Origin of the sequence: Streptomyces canus, from assembly GCF_001514145.1 — a bacterium.
In the GTDB taxonomy this organism is placed as follows: Bacteria; Actinomycetota; Actinomycetes; order Streptomycetales; family Streptomycetaceae; genus Streptomyces; species Streptomyces canus.
In genome coordinates this window covers 1-20,025 of the sequence record NZ_KQ948688.1, presented here as the reverse complement: position 1 = coordinate 20,025, position 20,025 = coordinate 1, and the positions used below count along the sequence as shown (strand labels likewise).

The 20,025-nt window shown below is 69.2% G+C and carries 15 protein-coding genes and 4 pseudogenes; 11 read left to right on the top strand and 8 right to left on the bottom strand.

Annotation, left to right across the window (positions count from 1 at the left end; all coding sequences use genetic code 11):
• The first annotated feature begins 88 nt into the window (after positions 1-88).
• From AQJ46_RS49245 to AQJ46_RS53615, 4 genes and pseudogenes are all read left to right on the top strand, one after another.
• A complete protein-coding gene (locus AQJ46_RS49245) occupies positions 89-1,033 on the top strand; it encodes a helix-turn-helix domain-containing protein (protein WP_059211889.1) in 945 nt (314 codons plus the stop codon).
• A gap of 121 nt (positions 1,034-1,154) precedes the next feature.
• Positions 1,155-1,998: pseudogene (locus tag AQJ46_RS59560) on the top strand (winged helix-turn-helix domain-containing protein); the annotation flags it as partial.
• A gap of 128 nt (positions 1,999-2,126) precedes the next feature.
• Positions 2,127-3,218, top strand: coding sequence for an IS110 family RNA-guided transposase (locus AQJ46_RS49235; RefSeq protein WP_059211887.1), 1,092 nt, complete (start codon positions 2,127-2,129; stop codon positions 3,216-3,218).
• Between the two features lie 17 nt (positions 3,219-3,235).
• Positions 3,236-3,519 (top strand): annotated as a pseudogene (locus tag AQJ46_RS53615) (transposase); the annotation flags it as partial.
• A 44-nt stretch (positions 3,520-3,563) separates the two neighbouring features.
• On the opposite strand, the gene AQJ46_RS59310 reads toward AQJ46_RS53615, so the two are convergent.
• From AQJ46_RS59310 to AQJ46_RS56775, 6 genes are all read right to left on the bottom strand, one after another.
• The gene (locus tag AQJ46_RS59310) at positions 3,564-4,010 is read right to left on the bottom strand and encodes a transposase (RefSeq protein WP_225887653.1); all 447 of its coding nucleotides are present in this window, start codon (positions 4,008-4,010) and stop codon (positions 3,564-3,566) included.
• Between the two features lie 37 nt (positions 4,011-4,047).
• Complete coding sequence (locus AQJ46_RS49230) at positions 4,048-4,698, bottom strand: hypothetical protein (protein ID WP_059211886.1); 651 nt, start codon at positions 4,696-4,698, stop codon at positions 4,048-4,050.
• Positions 4,699-5,015: 317 nt separating this feature from the next.
• Positions 5,016-6,755: a PhzF family phenazine biosynthesis isomerase gene (locus AQJ46_RS55050; RefSeq protein ID WP_159064238.1), complete on the bottom strand. Its 1,740-nt coding sequence runs from the start codon at positions 6,753-6,755 to the stop codon at positions 5,016-5,018.
• Positions 6,756-6,759: 4 nt separating this feature from the next.
• Positions 6,760-7,674 carry a GNAT family N-acetyltransferase gene (locus tag AQJ46_RS51415; protein WP_063803961.1) on the bottom strand — a complete coding sequence of 305 codons (915 nt, stop codon included), beginning with the start codon at positions 7,672-7,674 and terminating at the stop codon, positions 6,760-6,762.
• A gap of 128 nt (positions 7,675-7,802) precedes the next feature.
• Positions 7,803-9,383 carry an MFS transporter gene (locus AQJ46_RS49210; RefSeq protein WP_059211885.1) on the bottom strand — a complete coding sequence of 527 codons (1,581 nt, stop codon included), beginning with the start codon at positions 9,381-9,383 and terminating at the stop codon, positions 7,803-7,805.
• Between the two features lie 67 nt (positions 9,384-9,450).
• Positions 9,451-10,653, bottom strand: coding sequence for an Acg family FMN-binding oxidoreductase (locus AQJ46_RS56775; protein WP_225887652.1), 1,203 nt, complete (start codon positions 10,651-10,653; stop codon positions 9,451-9,453).
• A gap of 189 nt (positions 10,654-10,842) precedes the next feature.
• On the opposite strand from AQJ46_RS56775, the gene AQJ46_RS49200 reads away from it, so the two are divergent.
• Positions 10,843-13,044 (top strand): helix-turn-helix transcriptional regulator, encoded by a 2,202-nt coding sequence (locus AQJ46_RS49200; RefSeq protein ID WP_225887651.1) that lies wholly within the window; start codon positions 10,843-10,845, stop codon positions 13,042-13,044.
• A 67-nt stretch (positions 13,045-13,111) separates the two neighbouring features.
• Entirely contained in the window at positions 13,112-13,324 is a 213-nt protein-coding gene (locus AQJ46_RS49195) for a hypothetical protein (protein WP_225887650.1), read from the top strand.
• Positions 13,325-13,344: 20 nt separating this feature from the next.
• Here AQJ46_RS49195 and AQJ46_RS49190 read toward each other — a convergent pair whose 3' ends face one another.
• Complete coding sequence (locus AQJ46_RS49190) at positions 13,345-14,475, bottom strand: FAD-dependent oxidoreductase (RefSeq protein ID WP_059211914.1); 1,131 nt, start codon at positions 14,473-14,475, stop codon at positions 13,345-13,347.
• 128 nt (positions 14,476-14,603) lie between these two features.
• On the opposite strand from AQJ46_RS49190, the gene AQJ46_RS49185 reads away from it, so the two are divergent.
• The gene (locus AQJ46_RS49185) at positions 14,604-15,185 is read left to right on the top strand and encodes a TetR/AcrR family transcriptional regulator (RefSeq protein ID WP_059211882.1); all 582 of its coding nucleotides are present in this window, start codon (positions 14,604-14,606) and stop codon (positions 15,183-15,185) included.
• 164 nt (positions 15,186-15,349) lie between these two features.
• On the opposite strand, the gene AQJ46_RS49180 is transcribed toward AQJ46_RS49185, so the two are convergent.
• Entirely contained in the window at positions 15,350-15,562 is a 213-nt protein-coding gene (locus AQJ46_RS49180; protein ID WP_159064237.1) for a hypothetical protein, read from the bottom strand.
• Between the two features lie 117 nt (positions 15,563-15,679).
• On the opposite strand from AQJ46_RS49180, the gene AQJ46_RS49175 reads away from it, so the two are divergent.
• From AQJ46_RS49175 to AQJ46_RS53600, 4 genes and pseudogenes are all read left to right on the top strand, one after another.
• Positions 15,680-16,897, top strand: a complete 1,218-nt coding sequence (locus tag AQJ46_RS49175; protein WP_059211880.1) for a HEAT repeat domain-containing protein — start codon at positions 15,680-15,682, stop codon at positions 16,895-16,897.
• 185 nt (positions 16,898-17,082) lie between these two features.
• A pseudogene (locus AQJ46_RS59305) lies at positions 17,083-17,279 on the top strand (hypothetical protein); the annotation flags it as partial.
• Positions 17,280-17,812: 533 nt separating this feature from the next.
• Entirely contained in the window at positions 17,813-18,670 is an 858-nt protein-coding gene (locus tag AQJ46_RS49170; protein ID WP_225887649.1) for an ANTAR domain-containing protein, read from the top strand.
• A gap of 825 nt (positions 18,671-19,495) precedes the next feature.
• A pseudogene (locus tag AQJ46_RS53600) lies at positions 19,496-20,025 on the top strand (hypothetical protein); the annotation flags it as partial.

Genomic DNA, 20,025 nt, shown 5'->3' with positions numbered 1-20,025 from the left:
CCCGGAAGACCGCGCTGTGCCCGGGGTGCGGCGTTCCAGGCCCTGACACGGCCCCCCACGCTCTTTCCCCGCCTGCGACAATGGCCGAATGGCAGCAGCAGCGGATACGAGGGGCACGGAGCTCGGCCGATACCTGAAGGCCCGCAGGGCGCAGGTACGCCCGGAGGATGTCGGTCTCCCGGCCGGTGCGGGCCTGCGCCGCACTCCCGGACTGCGCCGGGAGGAGCTGGCCGCCCTGGCCGGAGTGAGCGTCGACTACTACATCCGCCTGGAGCGCGGCCGGGAGACCAACCCCTCCCCCGCCGTCGTGGACGCTCTCGGCCGGGCCCTGCGGCTGCGTGGCGACGGTTACGAACGCCTGCACGAACTCGCGGAAATGGCCTCAGGCCGGCCCTCCGGACTGCCGGCCTGCTCGGACCACACCGTCCGCGACTCGGTGCTGCGGATGCTGGAGTCGGTGCGTCCGCTGCCCGCCTATGTGGTGAGCCGCTACAACCGCGTACTGGCCGCGAACCCGCCCGGCCGACGGCTGATGCCCGGACTCTGGGACTGGCCGGAGGACCAGCGCAACCTGACCCGCTATCTCTTCCTCCACCCGGTCGGCCGGACGCTCTACGAGCCGTGGGAGGAAACCGTCGCCCTCTCGGTGGCGCATCTGCGGGCGGTCGCCGGGGCCGACCCGGACGATCCGGAGCTGACCGCGCTCGTCGGCGAACTGATGCTGAAGTCAGCGAAGTTCGCGCAACTCTGGGAGCGGTACGACGTCTGCGAACGCGGCGGCGGGCAGAAGTGCTTCCAGCATCCGAAGGCCGGCCCGATGACCCTGACCTACGAGGTGATGCGCCTGGCCCGGACGGGCGGCCAGCGCATGGTGGTCTACCAGGCAGCCCCCGGCACCCCGGACGAGACGGCCATGCTGCGCCTGGAGTCCACGGACAACCGACCGGAGTCGGCCCCCTCGGACCATCCCGAGCCAGCCTCCGAGCCCCACCTCGCCGGCATGCCCTCCGCGGCCCACGCCTCCGCCGGCTGAGCCCGGCCCCCACCCTCGCCTCTTCGGGGCACCTCGGTCCCCGGCGAAAGCGCGGTTACTGACCTTGCTGGCGTGATGTCGCGGGGCTGACAAGTTGTGGTTGTGGCAGTAAGCCGGGCACATGAGGTATCCGCAAGGGGGCGGGTTGACCGCGGAGCGTCGGGCGTTTCGCGAGCACATCCGGATGCAGGCGGCCGAGTTGTTCGCCCTCGGACACGACAATGCAGCCGTCGCTGGGCAGTTACGTGTCAGTGTGCGGTCGGTACAGCGATGGCACCAGGCGTGGGAGCACGGCGGAACACCGGCTCTGGAGTCGAAGGGGCCGGCGTCCAGGCCCAAGCTGAGTGAGGCACTGTTCGCTGTGCTCGAGCAGGAGCTGGCCAAGGGGCCGGTCGCGCACGGCTGGCCGGATCAGACCTGGACGCTGGAGCGGATCAAGACGCTGATCGGGCGCCGGTTCCACAAGAGCATGACGCTGTCGGCCATCGCGCAGATGCTGCACCGGCACGGCTTCAGCCACCAAGTCCCGGCCCGCCGCGCGATCGAGCGCGACGAGGAAGCCGTCACCGGCTGGGTGAAGGAGACCTGGCCCCAGGTGGAAACGCCGTGGCGGCGCTCGGGGCCTGGCTCTGCTTCGAAGACGAAGCAGGTTTCTCGATGACGCCGCCCACCGCCCGTACCTGGTCCCGACGCGGGCACACGCCCGTCATCCGGGTGCGGGGACGCTCTCAACGCCGTTTCTCCATCGCCGCTTTGGCCTGCTACAGCAGGGCGAACGCTCACGGCTGATCTACCGGCCCAAGCGGCACGTCGATCACAAGCGGGGCGGCAGACGCAGTTTCACCTGGACCGATTACCGCGACCTGCTCATCGCCGCCCACCAGCAGCTCGGCACACCGATCGTGCTCGTATGGGACAACTGGCTCAGGTTGCCTTGTTCAGGATCTGTCGGCCCGCGGTCCTGGGCGGCGGTTGCTGCCCTCGGGTCGGCGGGCGTGTCTCGATAGGGGCTTTGCTGCACAAGGCACCGTCACAGTTCTGACCGCTCACCGGTCCGACGTCGGCCATCAGCCCGTGTCGATCGAGGAGTCGCGTGACCGTCACCAGCCTGCCCCAGCCGACTTTGCCTGCACCGTCTGAAGAACCGCTGGCGGAGGACGTGATCCTGGGGGTCGATACCCATAAGGACGTGCATGTTGCCGCCGTTGTCACCGTGCTCGGGGTGCTCCTGGCCCACCAGGAGTTCCCGGTCACCGCTGTCGGCTATCGCCAACTCCTGTCCTGGGCACGCTCTTTCGGCGCCCTGCGCCGAGCCGGTGTGGAGTGCACCGGCTCGTTCGGAGCGGCTCTGGCACGCTTCCTGAGCCGGGAGAACATATGCGTCGTCGAGGTCAACCAGCCTGACCGCGCCCTGCGCCGCAAGCACGGCAAGACCGATGCCGTCGATGCGGAGGCCGCAGCCCGCGCGGTTTTGTCTGGGCGAGCGGACGTCACGCCCAAGACCGGCGAGGGCCCGGCCGCCGACATGCGCGTACTGCGGCTGGCGAAGGAGTCGGCCGTCAAGGCCCGCACGCAGGCGAAGAACCAGCTCAAGGCCGTACTTCTTGGAGTCGATCCCGTGCTGCGCGAGGCACTGTCCGACCTCAGTAACACGGCCCTGATCGCCACGTGCGCCGATCTTCCCGATGCTGGCGACGCCGCCGTCTTCACGCTCCGGCTGCTGGCCCGGCGCATCCAGCAGCTGACGGTTGAGGTGAAGGAACTCGCCCGCCGGGTCACCAAGGCCGTTCGTCGGTGCCGGCCGCAGCTTCTGGACATCATCGGGGTTGGGCCCGACAGCGCCGCTGCCCTGTTGATCGCTGCCGGCGACAATCCGGAACGGCTGGCCAGCGAAGCATCGTTCGCCGCTCTATGCGGCGTCAGCCCGGTCGAGCAGTCTTCCGGAAAGACGCAGCGACGGAGACTGAACCGCGGAGGAAACCGGCAGGCCAACGCTGCCCTCTACCGCATCGTCATCACTCGCCTTCGCCGTGACACCCGCACACGTCTCTACCTCGAGCGGCGGACCAAGCAAGGCATGTCGAAACGCGAGATCATCCGTTGCCTCAAACGCTACGTTGCTCGCGAGATCTACGGTCAGATCCAGCGGGCGTCAGCTCTTGGCGCCCCGTCTGCCGCCGCTTGACGCAACATAGGGGCATCCTGAACGTCCACAGAGACCACCGGCTGAGGGAGTTCATCGACTGCTGCGACTGGATCACCGCTACTTCCTGCCGCCCTGTGCACCCGACCTCAACCCCGTCGAGGGCGTCTGGTCACTGCTGCGACGTAGCAGCCAGGCCAATACCGCTTTCACCGACCCTGACCACCTCATGAGCGCGCTTCGGCACGGTCTCCGCCAGATCCAGTACCGAAGCAACCTCATCGACGGATGCTTCACCGAAACTGGTCTCACCTTGCCGACATCACGACAACAAGGTCAGTAGCGGTGAACCCGGTGATGCGCCGCACGATCGTGTGGGGTGCGGCCCTACTTCACCTCGCCCAGCCACGTCACGCACAACCACTTTGCGGCTCGTGTCCGACATAGAGGTCTGGGGGCCTGACAGGGAGGAGCTGCCCACCCCCTCGGCTGGAAGCCAAATTCGCCCGCCATTGGACCGACTGCGCACCCTGCGGCCCACCACACCATCTGGGCGTGGTGGTCGAGGCGGCGATCGTGGTCGCGGTTGAGGCGGCGTGAGCGGGAGAGCCAGCTCAGCGTGCGCTCCACCACCCACCTGCGGGCCAGTACGACAGATTCGCGTTGCCCGTCGGAGCGGCGCACGACCTCGATCCGGACTCCGGGGCGGGCGAACGCCTTCGCCAGCGCCTGCCCCTGGTAGGCACTGTCGACCCACACCAGCTTCAAGAGGCGGCCCCGGCTGGTCCATGAACGGCTCCAGCAGCGCGGGGGCGGCCTTGGAGTCGTACACATCGGCCGTGGTCACGAAATCCGGTTTGCCGCAACGCACTCAGCCCGGCTGGGCGGACCTCAGCGCCGCCAGCCGCGAACGAGCGTCCCGGACCGTGGGATGGCCATCACCGAGACGTACGGCGACCTCGTCCACGACGCGTTCGGCGTAAGCCGTTCCGCTTGTCCCGTCATAGCCGAGCAAGGCGTGGGAGACCTTGAGGCGCAGGGCCAGGGGGTGGTCCTCGCCGAGCCGGGAGCGCGCCTCCGCGGCGAAGGCGCCGCATTCCCGGCGTACCTGGTCGGTCGACTTCGAACCGCCTTCGCGTTCCCAGGCGAGGACTTGGGCTTCGAGGTCCCGGGCCGCGGTGTCGGGGGTGCGTGCCTCGGGTCGCGTGTCACTGCTGTCGCCGCCCGTCGCCGGCCGTGCGGCGACCGTGGTGTCGTCCGGCCCCTCGAGCCGAGTGTGGACGAGCGTCTCGAAGCGGCGGGTGGCCGGGAGAGCGGCGTGCTCGCGGATGAGGGTCGTTGCCTCGGCGGGCAGGGGCGGCGGGGCGCAGCGTTCCGCCTCCGGTCCGAGGGGTGCGCCCGCAGGAGCGGCCGCGAGGGCCGCGGCGACCTCGGCGGGGTGTCGGCCGCCGGGCCTGGTGCGGCGGCTCCGCCCGGCGCGCAACACCGGCAGGCCGCCCCGATCCCCGGCCGCGCCTTCCATCCCGCCCTCCCACTCCTCGACTCATGCCAGGACATGGGCGTAGAGGGTCGCGAGGGATGTTCGCGGCCCGCCCAGTGGCTTCAATCAATGGGCAGTAGTGCTAAGTTGACGAGACCGACCAAATCTGGCTGTCCAGGCCAATCCCTGTTCACAGAAGTGTCCCGCCGCACAGCCCAGGAAGTCTGCCCGGGCTCCCCTCGCCCGCCCACCCGGCCGGAGCCAGAACCCGGGACTGCGATGGATGTCTGGGATGGGAGCGTCATCACCGATGCCGCCAAGATCTGCCAGGCCTGTCGCGCCAAAGTCCAGGCCCCCACCTATGTGGGCAGCTCCGCGAGGACGCCTTCGGCGACGAACGCCACATCGCCACCCACCGTGACGGAGTGGATGTCCTGTCCTTCTCCGTGGGCGCTGATCTCCATCTGGCTGGGGCGACCAGTGAAGCGGCCTTGGTGCAAGGTGACGGTCTCTCCGTTACCGATCCGGTCGTAGCGGCGCAGGTAGGCGGCGGCGCAGCCGGCTCCACTGCCGGTGGCCACGTCTTCCAAGACGCCGTCGTTGTTCCAGTGGCGTCCTTCCAGTGCGCCGGCGTCGAGCAGGTAGGCGAACTGGGCGCCGGCTGCAGCCAGGGGCGCTGTAAGGTCCCGTGTGATCCGGGCACGTTCCAACGCATCGCCACGTACCGGGATCATCAGGTAACGCAGGCCCGTGGAGAGCACCTGCGGAGGCAGGTCCGGGTCCAGGTCTTCGGCGTCCAAGGAGAACCAGGAGGCCAGTCCGGGGATGTGAGGGCGTTCCAGGAATTCGGCAGAGCCCTGGTCCAGCACGCTGGTGTACCGGCCCGCCGCGCGACGCCGGGTGGTGACATCGACCGTTCTGGCCTTCAGCTTCAGGTGCCAGATCTCGGTGGTGTCGCCACCGTGCAGAGCGTGCAGGACGCAGGCTGCCCCGATGAGAGGGTGACCGGCGAAGTCGAGCTCCTCGGCAAGGTCGAACACTCGCGCACGCCAGTTGCGGTCACCGGAACTGTCCTGGGTCAGAAAGACCGATTCGAAGTGACGCATCTCTTGGGTGATGCGCGCCATCTGCTTCCCGCTGAGGTCTGTCGAGTCGGGAAACACCATCAGGCTGTTGCCGCTGTAGGGCTGTGGGCTGAAGACATCAACATGGCGGTAGCGCATGTCCCGGACAGTACGGCCTGTCGCAGGCGCCGTTTCGGGTGCAGGCGGGAGAACTGCGCTGAGCGAGTACAGGATGGGCAGGTGGGTGTCGCTGAAGGGGAACCGGTACAGGCCGTCCGGGCCCTGCGGCAGGATGTGACGCCCGTCGGTCTCGGTTTCCGTGTGCTCGTCGAGGCGCTCCACGGCCAGACCTGCCGAAGCGGCCGCCGTCACGATCTCGCCGACCGAGTACGGGTATTGGGTGGACTTCTTCGGCTCCAAGGGGGCTTCGGCGAGGGCGTACGTGCCCGTCATCGCGTCGTGCTGCGGTGCGCCACCACCGTAGGGCCAGTCGGCGACGAAGGGGTCGAAGGTGAGTACCGTCTGGAAGGCGGGGTGTAGGTCTACGAGAACCAGTCGGCCGCCCGGCCGCAGCGCTGTCGCGGCGCCGCTCATCCAGGCGCCGAGGTCCCCGATCCAGGAGAGGACTCCGTAGGTGGCGACGACCAGGTCGAACCTGCCGGCTAGAGCATCGGGCAGACGCTGGGTGTCTGCTTCCACGAACTCCGCGTCCACACCGGCCTGCTCCGCCAATGTCCGCGCCCGTGCGATCGCCTTGGAGGAGAAGTCCACGCCGGTGACGCGTGCGCCCAGGCGCGCCCAGTTCAGGGTGTCCATCCCGAAGTGGCATTGCAGGTGGAGGAGATCCTTTCCGGCTACGTCGCCCGCAAGTTCTCGCTCGATTGCGCGCAGCGTCTGACCGCCGGCGAGGAATGATGGCACGTCGTAGGACCGGTCTTCAGGGTCCGTTCCGTGGAACTCGGCGAGGTCGTCCCACAGGGCCCGGTTGGCCGCGAGACCGTCCCTGGCCGCCGCACCGTCTCTGCCGGCGCGCACGCCATCAGGCTTGTTTTCGGCGACCATCGAAGGCCTTCCTTCTGAATTCAGTTCGTGTGGGTTGCGTGTGTTGCCGGGTGAACCGGAACTGGGCCATGCGCAGGTTCGGCGCGGGTTCGGTGGTGCCCACGCGGGAGAAACCGTGGCGCTCGTACAGGGCGATGGCAGGAAGATTGTCGGCGTCTGTACTCACCAGCACGTGCCCGTGGGGGGCCAGGCTGGTCGTGAGGTGGCTCAGCAGCCGTGACGCCAGACCACGCCGAATCCACGCGGGATCGACGCAGAGGCGGGCAATGTCGATGCCGTCTTCCTCGGGAAGGTGCTGCCAGGCAACGAAAGCGACGATCTGTCCGCCGTCTGTCGTGGCTCCGAGCCAGTGCAAGGGCTGGGCCTGCATCGCCTGGAGGCTCTCTCGCAGGGCCGGAATGCCGTGGAAGCCGATCAGGTCGGCTTCGATGGCATAGGCCTGGCGCCCGATGCGGTGCACGGCTGCCGCCGTCGTTTCGTCTGCGAGGTCCAACTCGCTCACCATGATGTCGGGACGGCTGTGTGCATCGTGCTCAGGGAGTTCGGACGGCGGCGTCCTTCTCGTGGTGACGTGGTCCTGTGCCCACACGGTGAGGGCGGCCAGGGGGATCAGAGAGGCCGCGCCGTGGGAGGAGAGTGTGTAGTGGGTGCGTGCTGATGCCTCCGGCTGGACGGTGCTGGTCACGAGGCCGCCTGTGGTCAGTTCCTGGAGGCGGCGGGCGAGCATGCGGTCGCTGACGCCGGGGACCCGTTCGCGCACCTGCGCGGTGTCGGCGGGGCCTTTGGCCAGGGCTGCGATGATCAGGCCGTTCCAGGGTCTGCCCAGCAGGGCGAAGGCCGCGGCGAGGGCGACAAGGGGCTCGGGCAGTTGCGGGGGTGGGGAGTCGTGCACCGGCTGTGAGCGCCTCGGAGCGGCCACGGTGTGTCCTTTCTCCGTACGGTGCGAGGTCTCGCACCGTACGGCGGCTGATATGACGTCAGTCGGCTACCGGCTACCGGCTACCGGCTACCGGCTACCGGCTACCGGGCCGACGGTGTCAATTGGTGGTTGGTGTCGCTGTCGGGTGTCTGTTCGGCGACCGTGCCGGTCTTGCCTGCACGGCGCAGCAGGAGGGTGACGGCGACGGCGGCCAGGACGGCAGCCCCGGCGCCGCTGATGAGGGCGAGGTGCATGCCGGAGGCGAAGGCGTCCCGGGCCTCTTCGATCAGTGCCGGGTTGCTCGTGGCCGCGCCGACGTGGTTGGCCGCTGCAAGGGAGGAGCGGGCTGCCTCGGCGACCGGGGCGGGAAGCCCCTGGACGTCGATCTTGTCGCGGTACTGGGCATTCAGGAGGCTGCCGAGGACGGCGATGCCCAGGGCGCCGCCGAGTTCGCGGGACAGGTCGTTCACTGCGGAGCCCACGTTCTGCAGGCGGGGCGGCAGGGAGTCGGTGATGGCGGCGGTGGCCGGGGTGGTGGCCAGGCCCATGCCCGCGCCGAGCGGCAGGAGCCCGGCAACGACGAGCCAGTACGAGCTGTCGGCGTCGAGTTGGGCCAGTACCAGCAGGCCGGCGGTGACCAGGACAAGGCCCACGGTCCACGGGGCGCGGGCGCCTCGCCGGGCGACCAGTCGTGGGGCCAGGCGGGCGCTGGGGATCATCGCCGCGGACATCGGGAGCACACTGACAGCGGCGATCAGGGCGCTGTCGCCGCGCACCAGCTGGAGGTACTGCATGGTGACGAAGATGAACCCGAAGAACGCGAAGAACTGCAGTGTGGTCGAGATCGATCCGGCCGCGAACGGCTTGTGGCGGAACAGCCGCGGGTCGAGCAGCGGGTGCGGGTGCTTCAGCTCCCAGATGATAAAGGCGACGAGGACAGCCAGCCCGACGGCTATGCCCGTCAGGGTGCGTGTGCTGCCCCAGCCGTGCTCGGGTGCCTCGATGACCGAGTAGACCAGCACCCCCAGGCCCCCCACGGTCAGAGCCGCTCCGGTGATGTCCACACGCTGCTTGTCCGGCTGCGCGGACTCCGGCACGAAGATGTAGGTACCGATGAACGCCACCCCCGCCATCACTGCGTTCAGCCAGAACACCGATCGCCATGACCACACCTCGAGCAGCGCTCCGGAGGCGAGCAGTCCCAGCGCGGCGCTGGCACCCGCGACCGCCGCCCAGGTGCTGACGGCACGCGCCTGCTGGGCGCGGGGGAACGTGCTGGTGATCGTCGACAGGGTGGCGGGCATGACGAACGCGGCCGCGATGCCCAGCACCGTACGCAGGACGATCAGGGTGCCCGGCTCGGACGTGAAGGTCGCGGCAAGGGACACTCCCGCGAACAGTCCGAGCCCGCCGAGCAGGGCCCTGCGGCGGCCGAAGCGGTCGCCGAGGGTGGCTGCGAACAGCAGGAAGGAAGCGAAGATCAGGCTGTAGGCGTCGATTATCCATGACAACTGGGTCTGGTTGGCGTGGGTCTCACGGGCGATGTCGGGCAACGCCACACTCAGCGATGCCATCGCCGAGACGACGGTCGCCAGTGCCAGGCAGGTCACGGCCAGAACGGCACCGGGGCGCAATGCGCGCACCGGTACGGCGGCTTGGTCTGATACGGGGGAGCTGGACATGGGGGAACCTCCTTTGAACGAAACGGGTGGACGGACGGGTGCTTGGGCCCCGCCGCGTGCGGGTGGATCAGCTGGTGATGACGGCGTCGAGGCTGCGGCGTGGGCTGAGGCCCGGTGTGCGCTCGGGGTGGCCGATGCGGAAGGACAGCAGGCCGGTCGAGGCGGGGCGGCCGAGCAGGGCTGCCCAGCGGGCGGAGAAGACGTCGGGGTGGCCGGCCGTGGTGTCGCGGTCGATGCGTTCGGTGATCTGGTTCATGTGGTGCAGGCCGAGGCCGAGAGTGGTTGCGGTGAGGTGCATCCGGGTCAGCAGCCGTCCGCCGTTGACCTGGGCGGTGCGGTCGGTGACGTCGTCGACGGTGATGACGCCGTAGGAGGCGGCGGTCGCGGTGTGCACCTCGCGGGTGGCCTTGACCCAGTAGTCGTCGCCGTCCTTGCGGGACTGCGCCGGCAGGAGTTTCGCGGCGAACACGGTCAGCCCGCTGAGGCCCTGGCCGTCGAGGGTGAGCCCGTCGCGGTGCTTGTCGATGCTGTCGCGCGAGCTGCGGAACCAGGAGAACGCCTCGGTCGACTGGGCGGTGTCCGCGGTGATCGCCTCGGTGGCCTCGACGTAGAGCCGTCCCAGCCGTTGCCGTGCCTGCTCGTCGGTGATCCAGAGCACGCTCGCCCCGTGGACGCGGGAGCTCTGCTCGGTGAAGCCGCTGAGGTCGACGGGCGCGGAGGTGTACGGGCCGCGGTTGGTGTGCCGGTGCGGGATCGCGGCGGCGAGGTCACGGTCCTCGCCGGTGCGGTCCTTCCTGAGCGCAATGCGCGCGACATGGTCCGATAGAGGGCCGTCCGGAAAGAGGGTGACCTGCGACGTCGAGCCGGCTGCTCGGGCGGCGATCACCATGTTCTCGACAGCGCAGCCGAGGCCGGCGAAGTGTTCGCGGCCGCTCGCGTCGTTGAGCGGCATCCGCCTGCTGGGGTCGGAGTGGACGTCGATGGTGTCGCCGTGGACGACCATGCGCCAGGGCTGCGTGTTGTGCGGGTTGCACGCCAGGACGCCGGCGGCGACCACCCGCTCGATGCCGGACATCGTGCTCCAGTCGTGCCAGAGGTCGTAGGGATCGCCGGATCCGGCGCTGAAGGCGCCGTTGGTGACGGCCCGGAGTCCGCCGACGCCGACGCCCAGAGTTGCTACCGAGCCGATGCCGAGGGCGGCCAGTTTCAGCCCGTCCCTGCGGGTCAGGGATATTTCCGGATGTTCGTCTGTGACGGTGTTCGTGGCCATGGCGTCTCTCCTGTCGCGCGGCCCCGGGTTGTGACAGGACAATCGCGTCGGACAGGGTGCTGGCACACCACCCCGCCGCCAGATGTACCCCGGGTGGTCCAGCTGGCAGAATCGGCGTCGAGTTGCGGTGCCGGGCCGCAGGTCGGGAGCGTCGTGACATCGGACAGGCCTGTGCGGCCACTGCTCACCGTGAAACAGGTGGTCCCACCGGCCCGGGCCGGCGCGGTCCCCCGCGAACGCCTGCAGCAGCAGTTGCGTCTGGCCGGGACCCGGCTGACCGTGGTGGTGGCGCCCGCCGGCTGGGGCAAGACGAGCCTGCTCAGCGGCTGGGCCGCGGACCCCGGCGAGAAGCGCCGTATCGCCTGGGTCTCGCTCGACGAGAGCGACGACGAACCCGTCCGGTTCTGGAGTTACGTACTCACCGCGCTGCACAACGCCGGCGACGCGATCAGCACCGGCCCGCTGCAGGCATTGGCCGCGGCCGACGTCTCCCCGGTCGACCTCGCGCTGCCGATGCTGCTGAACGAGCTGGCCGCATCAGAGGTACCGCACGTGTTGGTGCTCGACGACTACCACCTGCTCGCCGACTCGCGGATCCACGAGGCGGTCGAATACCTGGTGGCGTACCTGCCCGCTTCGCTGCGGATCGTGATCGCCGCGCGTACGGACCCGCCGCTGCCGATCGCGCGGCTGCGGGCCCGCGGCGACCTGACCGAGCTGCGGGCGGCGCAGCTGCGGTTCTCGCCCGAGGAGGCTGCCGCCCTGGTGTCGGCGGTGTCGGGGCACGACCTCGACAACGCCGCGGCGGCAGCCGTGTGGGAGCGGACCGAGGGGTGGGCGGCGGGTCTGCAGCTGGCTGCCCTGGCACTTCGGGCGAACCCGGCGAAGGTGCACGCCGATGACCGGCACCTGCTGGACTACTTCGCGGCCGAGGTACTCCCGAGCCTCGCGCCGAGCCACCGCGACCTGCTCGTCAGGGCCGCGCCGCTGGAGCGGCTCTCCGGATCGCTGTGCGACGCCGCACTGCAGGTGACGGGGTCGGCCGAGGTACTGGCAGGTCTGGTCCGGGCAGATCTGTTCGTGGCCGCCCTGGACGACGAACGGCAGTGGTACCGGTGCCATCACCTGCTCCGCGACGTCCTGGCCCGCGAGGCCACCACCGACCCGCGGGAGGTCCTCGGCCATGCCGCGGCCTGGTTCGCCGACGAGGGCCGCATCGATGACGCGGTACACCACCTGCTGCGCGCCGGCCGCGACGACGACGCCGCTGAGCTGATGCTGCGCCACGCGGAGAGCTGGTTCTTCCCACGCGGGGCCGCGGCGACCTACCTGCAGTTCGGCGAGCGGTTGCCCATGCGGGCGGTGGGCCCCGCGCTGGCGTTCTCACTGGCCTACACGGCGGCGCTGTGCGGCGATCAGGAGCGGGTCAACCGCTGGCTGGACGTCTGCGAGGCGGGCGGCGCCCCCGACACCGCCGTCCCCGGCTGGCACAGCTTCCGCAGCGCCGTGCTCTGCGTGCGGGCGGGCTTTGGCATGTCGGACGCCGAGGCCGCGCGATCCATCGTCATGGTGCAGCAGGCGCTGCGCGAGGAAACCGAGGCAGGCGGCGCCGGGCATCCCACCGTGCGGGCGGCACTGGGGGCCATGCTGGCCCGCGACGGACGTTTCGACGAGGCCGCGACGCTGCTGCTCCACCTGTGGTCGTCACCGACCCACCGCAAGGCGTGGCCGCCGTCGCTGATGCTTCAGGCAGCCGGCACGCTGACGATCAGCCTCGTCGAAGACTGCCGCGGCGAAGACTGCGACCGGGTCCTGCGCGAGGCCGGTCCGCTCGCCGACGCAGTCGAGCGCGACGGGCAGGAGACGAGCACGCCGGGGCTGGCCCCACTGCGCATCGCCCAGGCCAGGCGCAGCTACCAGAACGCCGACACGGAGGCGGCCGCCGCTCTGCTGCGCCGCGCCGTCCCCCTCGCCGAACTGCACCCGCGGCCGACCGTGCTCTTCCTCGGTCTGCTGTACCTCGCCGACGCCGAGCTCGCCCGCGGGGACCGGCCCGCCGCCCGCGCCGCACTGGCGCGAGCCCGCGAGGTGGTGGACGAGGAGCCGGTGAGCACTTACGCGAGGCAGCGGCTCGAAGAGAGCGAAGCGCGCTTGGGCCGGGCCGGCGCCCGCACCGCCGTACGCTCCGGCGTCCTCGCGGAGGAACTCACCGACCGCGAGCTGTCCATCCTGCGAGCACTGCAGGGAACGGCGACCCAGCGGGAGATCGGGGCGGCACTGTTCCTGTCCATCAACACGGTCAAGGCGTACAACAAGGCCCTCTACCGCAAGCTCGGTGTCGCCTCCCGGCACGACGCCGTCACCACGGCACGCGAACTCGGCCTGATCTGACCCCACCCCGGGTACTCATCCGCCACGGGTGGTGCGCTGCCGCCCGGACGGCGTGTTCCCTGAACGCATGGCCCCCACCCGCTACGAGCTGACACTGCGCGGACCGATCTCCCACACCCTGCTGGACGTGATCCGCACCAGGTTCGACCACGTGTCGACGCCCGGCGCGGACGGCACCGTACTGGTCGTCGAGAACGTCGACCAGGCGTCGGTACGCGCCCTGCTGACCCTGCTCTGGGACACCGGCCACGACGTACTGGCATTCGAAGAGACGCCCTGAGGGGCCTTCGAATCTGCTGGTTACCGGTAGTTGAGTTCAGCGAGTTCGGTGGCAAGCTTCCGGGGCATCGCCGTGTGGCCGAGCAGGGGAAGCGCGAAGTTTCGTGCCCCGCGAGCCATCGCGTTGCGCGTGGTGGCCACTCGGGTCATCCGGTGGGTGAAGCCGACCACCCGCTGGGCGACGCGGCGGCGTTGCGCCTCGTAGCCGTCGAGCTGCCCGGTGGCGAACGCCCGGCCGAGCGTGTAGCCGTCCTGGATGCCGGTGTTCATGCCCTGGCCACCGGCGGGGCTGTGGACATGGGCGGCGTCGCCGGCCAGCAGCAGACGGCCAACGCGGTAACGGTCGGCGACCCGGTGGTGCACCCGGAACCGTGACGACCACGCCAGGCCGCTGATTTTGGCCTGGCCGGGGGCCCGTTCGTCGAGCAGACGCTGGACGAAGCCGAGGTCTGGTGTGGCGGGCGCGTCGTCCACGGTGGCGACGACCCGGTAGTGGCCGCCGGGGAGCGGAGCGACGACGGTGAGTCCGGCGGTGCCGAAGGTGAGTGAGACCTCGATAGGCCCGGGGGCCCAGTCCATCGTGACGTCGGCGAGCACGAAGGACTGGGCGTAGGCGTTGCCGGTGAAGCTGATGCCAGCCGCTTCGCGCACGATGCTGTGCATGCCGTCGGCGCCGACCGCGTATGCGGCGCGCAGCGTCTGGCCGGTGGTCATGGTGAGCGTCACGCCGTCCTCGTCCTGAACGACGGAGGCGACCTCACAGGGGCGGTGCACGGCGCCACCGAGCGCGCGCAGCCGGTCCAGCAGCACGCCCTCGGTCTCGTACTGGGGAACCATCAGCGTGTACGGGTGGGGCGTGGGGAGCTTGTCGAACGGCACGGTCAGCAGCCGACGGCCGCCGTCGCGGACAGCGAACCGGGTGACCTGAACGCCTCGCGCGATCAGCTCCTCGGAGGCTGCGAGTTCGTCCAGGACCTCCAAGGTGCGGGCATGGACGACGGCAGCCCGCGAGGTGTTCGCACCCTCGGCCAATCGGTCCAGGACGACGAAGTCGATGCCGGCGGAGGCGAGCGTGACAGCGAGTGCGAGCCCGGTCGGTCCGGCGCCGACGATGGCGACCTCCGTACGGGCAGGGAGTGCGGTGGTGTTCATGACGGTGTTCCCCTTCTGATCCAACAGGAGCCAACAACCGTTGGCCAACATATGTTGGCCAACGTTCGTTGACATGATGCGCGGTTCCGCACTGGAAAGTCAACACGCGTTGGCCTACATTCGTTGGCATGACTCAAGGCACCAAAACCAGCACCACCGACAGGCGCTCAGATCGCACCAAGGCAGCGATCCTGCGCGCCGCACGCGAACGATTCGCCGCCCAGGGCTACGAGCGCACCACCATCCGAGCCGTGGCCTCAGACGCGGGTATCGACGCGTCCATGGTCATGCGCTACTTCGGCAACAAGGCCCAGCTCTTCGACGCGACCCTCGCCATCGACCTGCGCCTGCCGGACCTCACCGGCATTCCGGCGGATGAAGTCGCCGAGGCCCTGGTGCGGCACTTCCTCGAACGCTGGGAGGGCGACCCGGCCGACGACGCACTACTGGTCCTGCTGCGTTCGGCGGTCACCAATGAACAGGCCGCAGCGCGGATGCACGAGATCTTCGCAGCGCAGGTCAACCCGGCGCTTGCCGCCGCCCTGCCCCCCGAACTCGCCGCACGCCGGGCCGGCCTGGTCTCCGCGCAGCTCCTCGGCCTCGGGCTCACCCGCTATCTGCTACGCCTCCCGGCAGTGACCACCCTGACGCCGGACGAGATCGAAAGCGGCCTCGCCCCGGCCATCCAGGCCACCCTCGACCCGAACTAGGTGCAGCCCCTCCCCTCATTCCCCTCTTCCGCTACCCCCATATACGCACCGCGTGAGTCCTGCGAACTCTTCGCTCGCTCAGCAGCCATGAATTTCAAGATCCCCGACAGCGTCACGCACTCAAGCCGATGAAGCCTCGTCCGCTGTTTTCACTCACAACTCCTTCAACACGCTGACTTGCCAAGGAAGACGATCCTGTCCGGGTGCGGGCGGTCGTCGTTCGGGGATCCGATGCCGGCGACGTGCAGCCCGCCGTAGGTGATGAACCCGTTGCCGGCCGCGTCGTCACGGATTGGGGTCCAGATGCCTTCGGCGGGGACCATAGTGCCGTCGTCGGCCTCGCTGGTCCCGATCTTGTACAGGCTCGTGGTGCTCACGCGCTCACCCACGCGAGGGTGTCGGCCAGGAGCGCGGCGATGGTTTCTCCTCGGCGACGGTAGCGGTCGGCTCCGCTTCGCCCGCATCACCTATTCGAGGCGCCACCACTCCGCCGCGTGGGCTTCCCGCTCGCGGTGCGGGATCTGTTGGATCGGGGCGCGGATCCGGACGCGGTGGACGCGGGCGGGCTGCCGGTGCTGTGCGGGGCCGCGCCGGTGTACGACGCGCCGGTGGCCAAGGCGCTGGTGGAGGGAGGTGCGGATGCTGACCTGGTGTTGCCGGACGGGACCACACCGCTGTGGGGCGCCATCGACGGTGGCTCCCCGGCGGTTTTCTCAGCGGTGCTGGGCACGGAGCCCCGGCTGCGGCTTTCGCAAGCCACCCGTGAACGGATGCTCGCCTTGGCACGGCACTGGTACGAGACGGGCGCGGTCGAGGAACTGCGGCGCAGGACGAGCGTTCCGGGTCCGGCCACGACGGTCCGCGTTCAGGACGACGAATACGACTGGGTCGATCAGGTCTCACTCGGCGACCTGATCGTACGAGATGGGCATGGGGCCATCCTGACCTCGCTGGAGTGGGCCTTCCGCATCACGCAGCGCCGCAGCCTTGAGACCTGGTCGGCCGTGGTGGCCCATCTCCACGACCGTGACCCGGCGCATCGCCGGTTCGTGGTGGATTACCTGCGGATGTGGGGGTTCCTCGACGCCAGCCCTCACTTCGAAGAAGAGGAGAGCGAACTCCTGGCCGCCTGGTCGGTTGAGGAAACGGACGGCGAGATACTCGCGAAGGTGCTCGACGGCTTCACCGACCACGACCATCCAGGCCAGGAAGCCATCGGCCTCCTCTACTGCGACCACCCCGACCCGCGCGTACGCCGCGAAGTGCCCTACGCCCTCTCCGCGCACCACGCTCCCCGCACCCCGGCAGCCAGGGCCGCCGTGCGCGCCCTCATGCGCGACCCGGACGCCGAGGTGCGGCTCATAGCATGTACGGCGAGCATGCGAGACGACGACCTCCTCTCGGAGACCACCCGAGCGCTGCGCCTACTGAACGAGGACCCGGATGCCGTCCCACGGGGTGTGGCAGTGGCGGCACTGGCCGGCTCCCGGGACGGTACGCCCGCCGTCGCCGACGCCCTGGCAGAGCTGCTCGACGACGACAACCAACTCGTGCGTCTGGAGGCCGCCTACGGTCTCGCCCTGCGCGACGACCCGCGCACCGCCAAGGCGATTGAGCGGGTAGGTCCTCTCGGTGACGGCTTAGAACACCACCACCGGGCCAGCGCGCTCTGGCAGTGGAGGTGGCAGAAAGAGAACTCGGCTGACGAATGACGACCGTTCAGAGCGAACACCGATCTCCGACAGGAGCTCCCCGGGCCCATGGACGCGGAGGAGCCCGGGACGCAGGCTGGCTTCGTCACCATGGGGGGAACGACGGAGCCAGCCTGGCTCGGCGGTGCCATACGTGAGTGCGACGTTCTCGCTCCCCGAGCAGAAGTCGCCTCCCCAGAAGTTACCTGACTCAGCAGGCCCGGCATCGTGCGCAGGAGTGGTCGACCTGTTGGTGTGTGCGACCGCAGTCCATCACGGGCACATCGTCCTCCGAGTGGACAATGACTTCGTGACGGTGGCCGGAGTGCCACGCGTACACGGCCTGTTAGATACGCAGCTCATCAGGCGTCGTCTACGAAGCAAGATCAATCTCATACCCTGACAGGGACCAGAGCCGAGAGAGCAGCAGAGAATCTCAACCACACTGGTGCAGTGTCTGGTCGTCTTGGTGTCTGTCGCGCCACCGTGTGCGGTACCGGCGCGCCTTGGTCGGGACGATGAGCATCAATGGGCAGCGGTCCTTCCCCCGGTACCGCACACGCAGCTCGTCGACGGCGGTGGTGGTCGGCTCCACGTCCAGTCCGCATTCTCGAGCGTCGCCACCAGGATCCGTACCGCCTCCAGTGCGACGTTCGGATCCGGCCTCCGCGCCCTCCGCCATCCAGCAGACGCACACGCGCCCGTCCGGGAACTCGCGAACTCTTCACCGCACACGACAGCCCACGCTGAAGCCCGAAGACTCCGCGAGCCCGCGATTTAGAACTTCTGGCAGGTGAGGCCCTGTATCGAGCCGGGAGGTCGTGTGTTTAGGCTGAGGGCGAGTGCTTAGGCCACAGGCACACCGCAGGACGCGTCGCGAGCCGGCGTGAGCTCCTGCGGTCCTTTCGTGTCCTTATGCCCTCAGGAGGTGCCGTTGTGATCGACGGAAACCAAGACATGTCCGGCCCCTTGCCAGTCGGTCCCCGCACGGACGTGCCTCGTGAGGGCGTACCCACGGCTGCGGCGGGTGCACTCGAGGTGCGCAACCGGCAGCTCGCGCGGGCCGCGGTCGAACTGGCGCAGCGAATCCTGGTCCACCGCTACCGTCTGGCCGGTCCCGCCGATGGGTTCGAACTGCTGAAGCAGACGTCTCAGCGCTTCAACATCAAGCTGCATACGCTCGCTGACGCCGTGGTGCGCATCGCCGGCCCGGACGCCGGGGCCAGGCAGTGGTTTTCGCGCCGGGTCCGCTTCGTCGCCCCAGCGCTGCCGGATCTGGCGCTGCAAGGGGCGGATGTCGAAAGTCAAGCAGTGGTTCTTCGGACGGCGCTACGGCGGGTCCTGCACGTCACCGAAACCGATATGGGCAACGTCCAGCTCGCCGAACACGGGATGCTGCGCCTGGAGAAGCACACTGGCCTGAACCGCCATTTCACCGACTTCTTCGCCTTCGTCCAGGATTCGACCACCCTATGCGCGCAGGCCGCCCAGCAGCGTCAGCAGATCACCGTGAAAGACGTGGAATCAGCCGACATCTTCGATGACGATTCCCGCCACGCCATCCTCCAGGCCGGCAGCCGCGCCGCCCACAGCCTCCCCCTGACCAGTCGTGGCCACGTGCTCGGCATGATCTCCTCCCACCACGAACAACCCCTGGCAGGCCTCAGCCAGACACAGCTCACCGCCTTGGAGAAGACCGGCGCCACCGTGGGCCGATGGCTGCACTGGCACCGCCACACCATCGTCCTCGACGCCCTGGAACACATCCACACCACCGCGCGCAATCACCGCTGACCGTTTCGCGTCGGGCCAAGATGTAAGCATGCCAAGGAGTAAGCGGGGCACACTGGCCAAAACGCCGCTTGCGGTGACAGTGTGGGCAAGCGGGGGCAGGCTCTGGGCGAAGCAGAGACGGGCCGTCGCATACGGGGCTCGCTTAGGAGAACAGGCGAGAGCCGTCAACTCTTTCGAGGTGGACGGCTGTGTGTCCGCTCGGCCGTGCCCAGTGCCTGGCCCCGCAGATGCATCCCCACCCACCGCGGCACCGAGGCCCTCGCCCGCCTGCGCACCCACACCGGTCCCGGCCACAGCGCGGTCGTCAACCGTTCTGCGACCCGCTGCTTTGTGCGCTCCTCGGGAGGCTGAGGCGGGATACTCCTCGTTCCTGTCGCATCTACGGATGTCCAGCTTGCGGAACTGCGTGCTTGATTGCTCCTGCCTGCTCCCAACACGCCCCCCGAGCGCCGCCTTTTGACCGCTGGCGGGGCCGACCGGGGTCGGCTACTTCGCAAGCATGACTCCGCACGGCCCCTGTCCCAGCGACCTGTCGGACGCGCTGGGCGCTGGTGGTCTCCAGCGTGCCGCAGGTGCCGTTGAAGGTGGTCTCCTCGCGGGGCATGCCGGCGAAGGCCGGATGATCGGTCGCCGCGATGCGTTCGTGGTCTTCGACCTGGGCGCCGGCGATGCCGCGGAAGGAGCGGTACTCCTTCAATGTCTGCTGGTCCTTACCGGCGCGCCGGTAAGGACCTACGGCACCGCGCACACCCGGCCAGGGGCACCGGTCGGGCGGCAGGTGGTGGACCTTCCACCCGCGCGGCTGAACTTACGGCCGATCACCTCATGCGCCGGACACCGGACCCGCTTCGAAGATCACGGACTATCCCCTCCAGTGGTCTTCGTGAAGGAGTCCCGCCGTGCGTTCCACCACCGCCCGGACTGCGGCCGCCGCGCTGTCCCTACTCGCCGTCCTGCTCACCCCCACCACCGCCCACACGGTCTCCAGCCCCTGGCGACACGATCGCGCTGCCGGCCCGCAACGCCCTCGCCGCACTCCCCGTTCAGACCGAGTCCCGCACCGGGTACGAGCGGACGAAGTTCCGGCACTGGACCGACGCCGACCGCGACGGCTGCAACACCCGCAACCAGGTCCTCCTGGACGAAGCGGTCACCGCTCCCAAGGAGGACACCAGTTGCCGGCTGACCGGCGGCAGCTGGTACTCGCCGTACGACGACACCTCCTTCACCGCGGCCCGCGCCCTGGACATCGACCACCTGGTCCGCACGCCGAGGCCTGGGACTCCGACGCCTCCACCTGGACGGCGAAGGAACGCTGCCGAGAGCTGCGGCGTGATCGAAGACCTCGGCCGGCA

Coding starts and splice junctions, on each gene's coding strand:
- AQJ46_RS49245 (WP_059211889.1), top strand. CDS start 89: ATGGCAGCAGCAGCGGATACGAGGGGCACGGAGCTCGGCCGATACCTG.
- AQJ46_RS59310 (WP_225887653.1), bottom strand. CDS start 4,010: ATGTGTACGACTCCAAGGCCGCCCCCGCGCTGCTGGAGCCGTTCATGG.
- AQJ46_RS49230 (WP_059211886.1), bottom strand. CDS start 4,698: ATGGAAGGCGCGGCCGGGGATCGGGGCGGCCTGCCGGTGTTGCGCGCC.
- AQJ46_RS49210 (WP_059211885.1), bottom strand. CDS start 9,383: ATGTCCAGCTCCCCCGTATCAGACCAAGCCGCCGTACCGGTGCGCGCA.
- AQJ46_RS56775 (WP_225887652.1), bottom strand. CDS start 10,653: ATGGCCACGAACACCGTCACAGACGAACATCCGGAAATATCCCTGACC.
- AQJ46_RS49195 (WP_225887650.1), top strand. CDS start 13,112: ATGGCCCCCACCCGCTACGAGCTGACACTGCGCGGACCGATCTCCCAC.
- AQJ46_RS49190 (WP_059211914.1), bottom strand. CDS start 14,475: ATGAACACCACCGCACTCCCTGCCCGTACGGAGGTCGCCATCGTCGGC.
- AQJ46_RS49185 (WP_059211882.1), top strand. CDS start 14,604: ATGACTCAAGGCACCAAAACCAGCACCACCGACAGGCGCTCAGATCGC.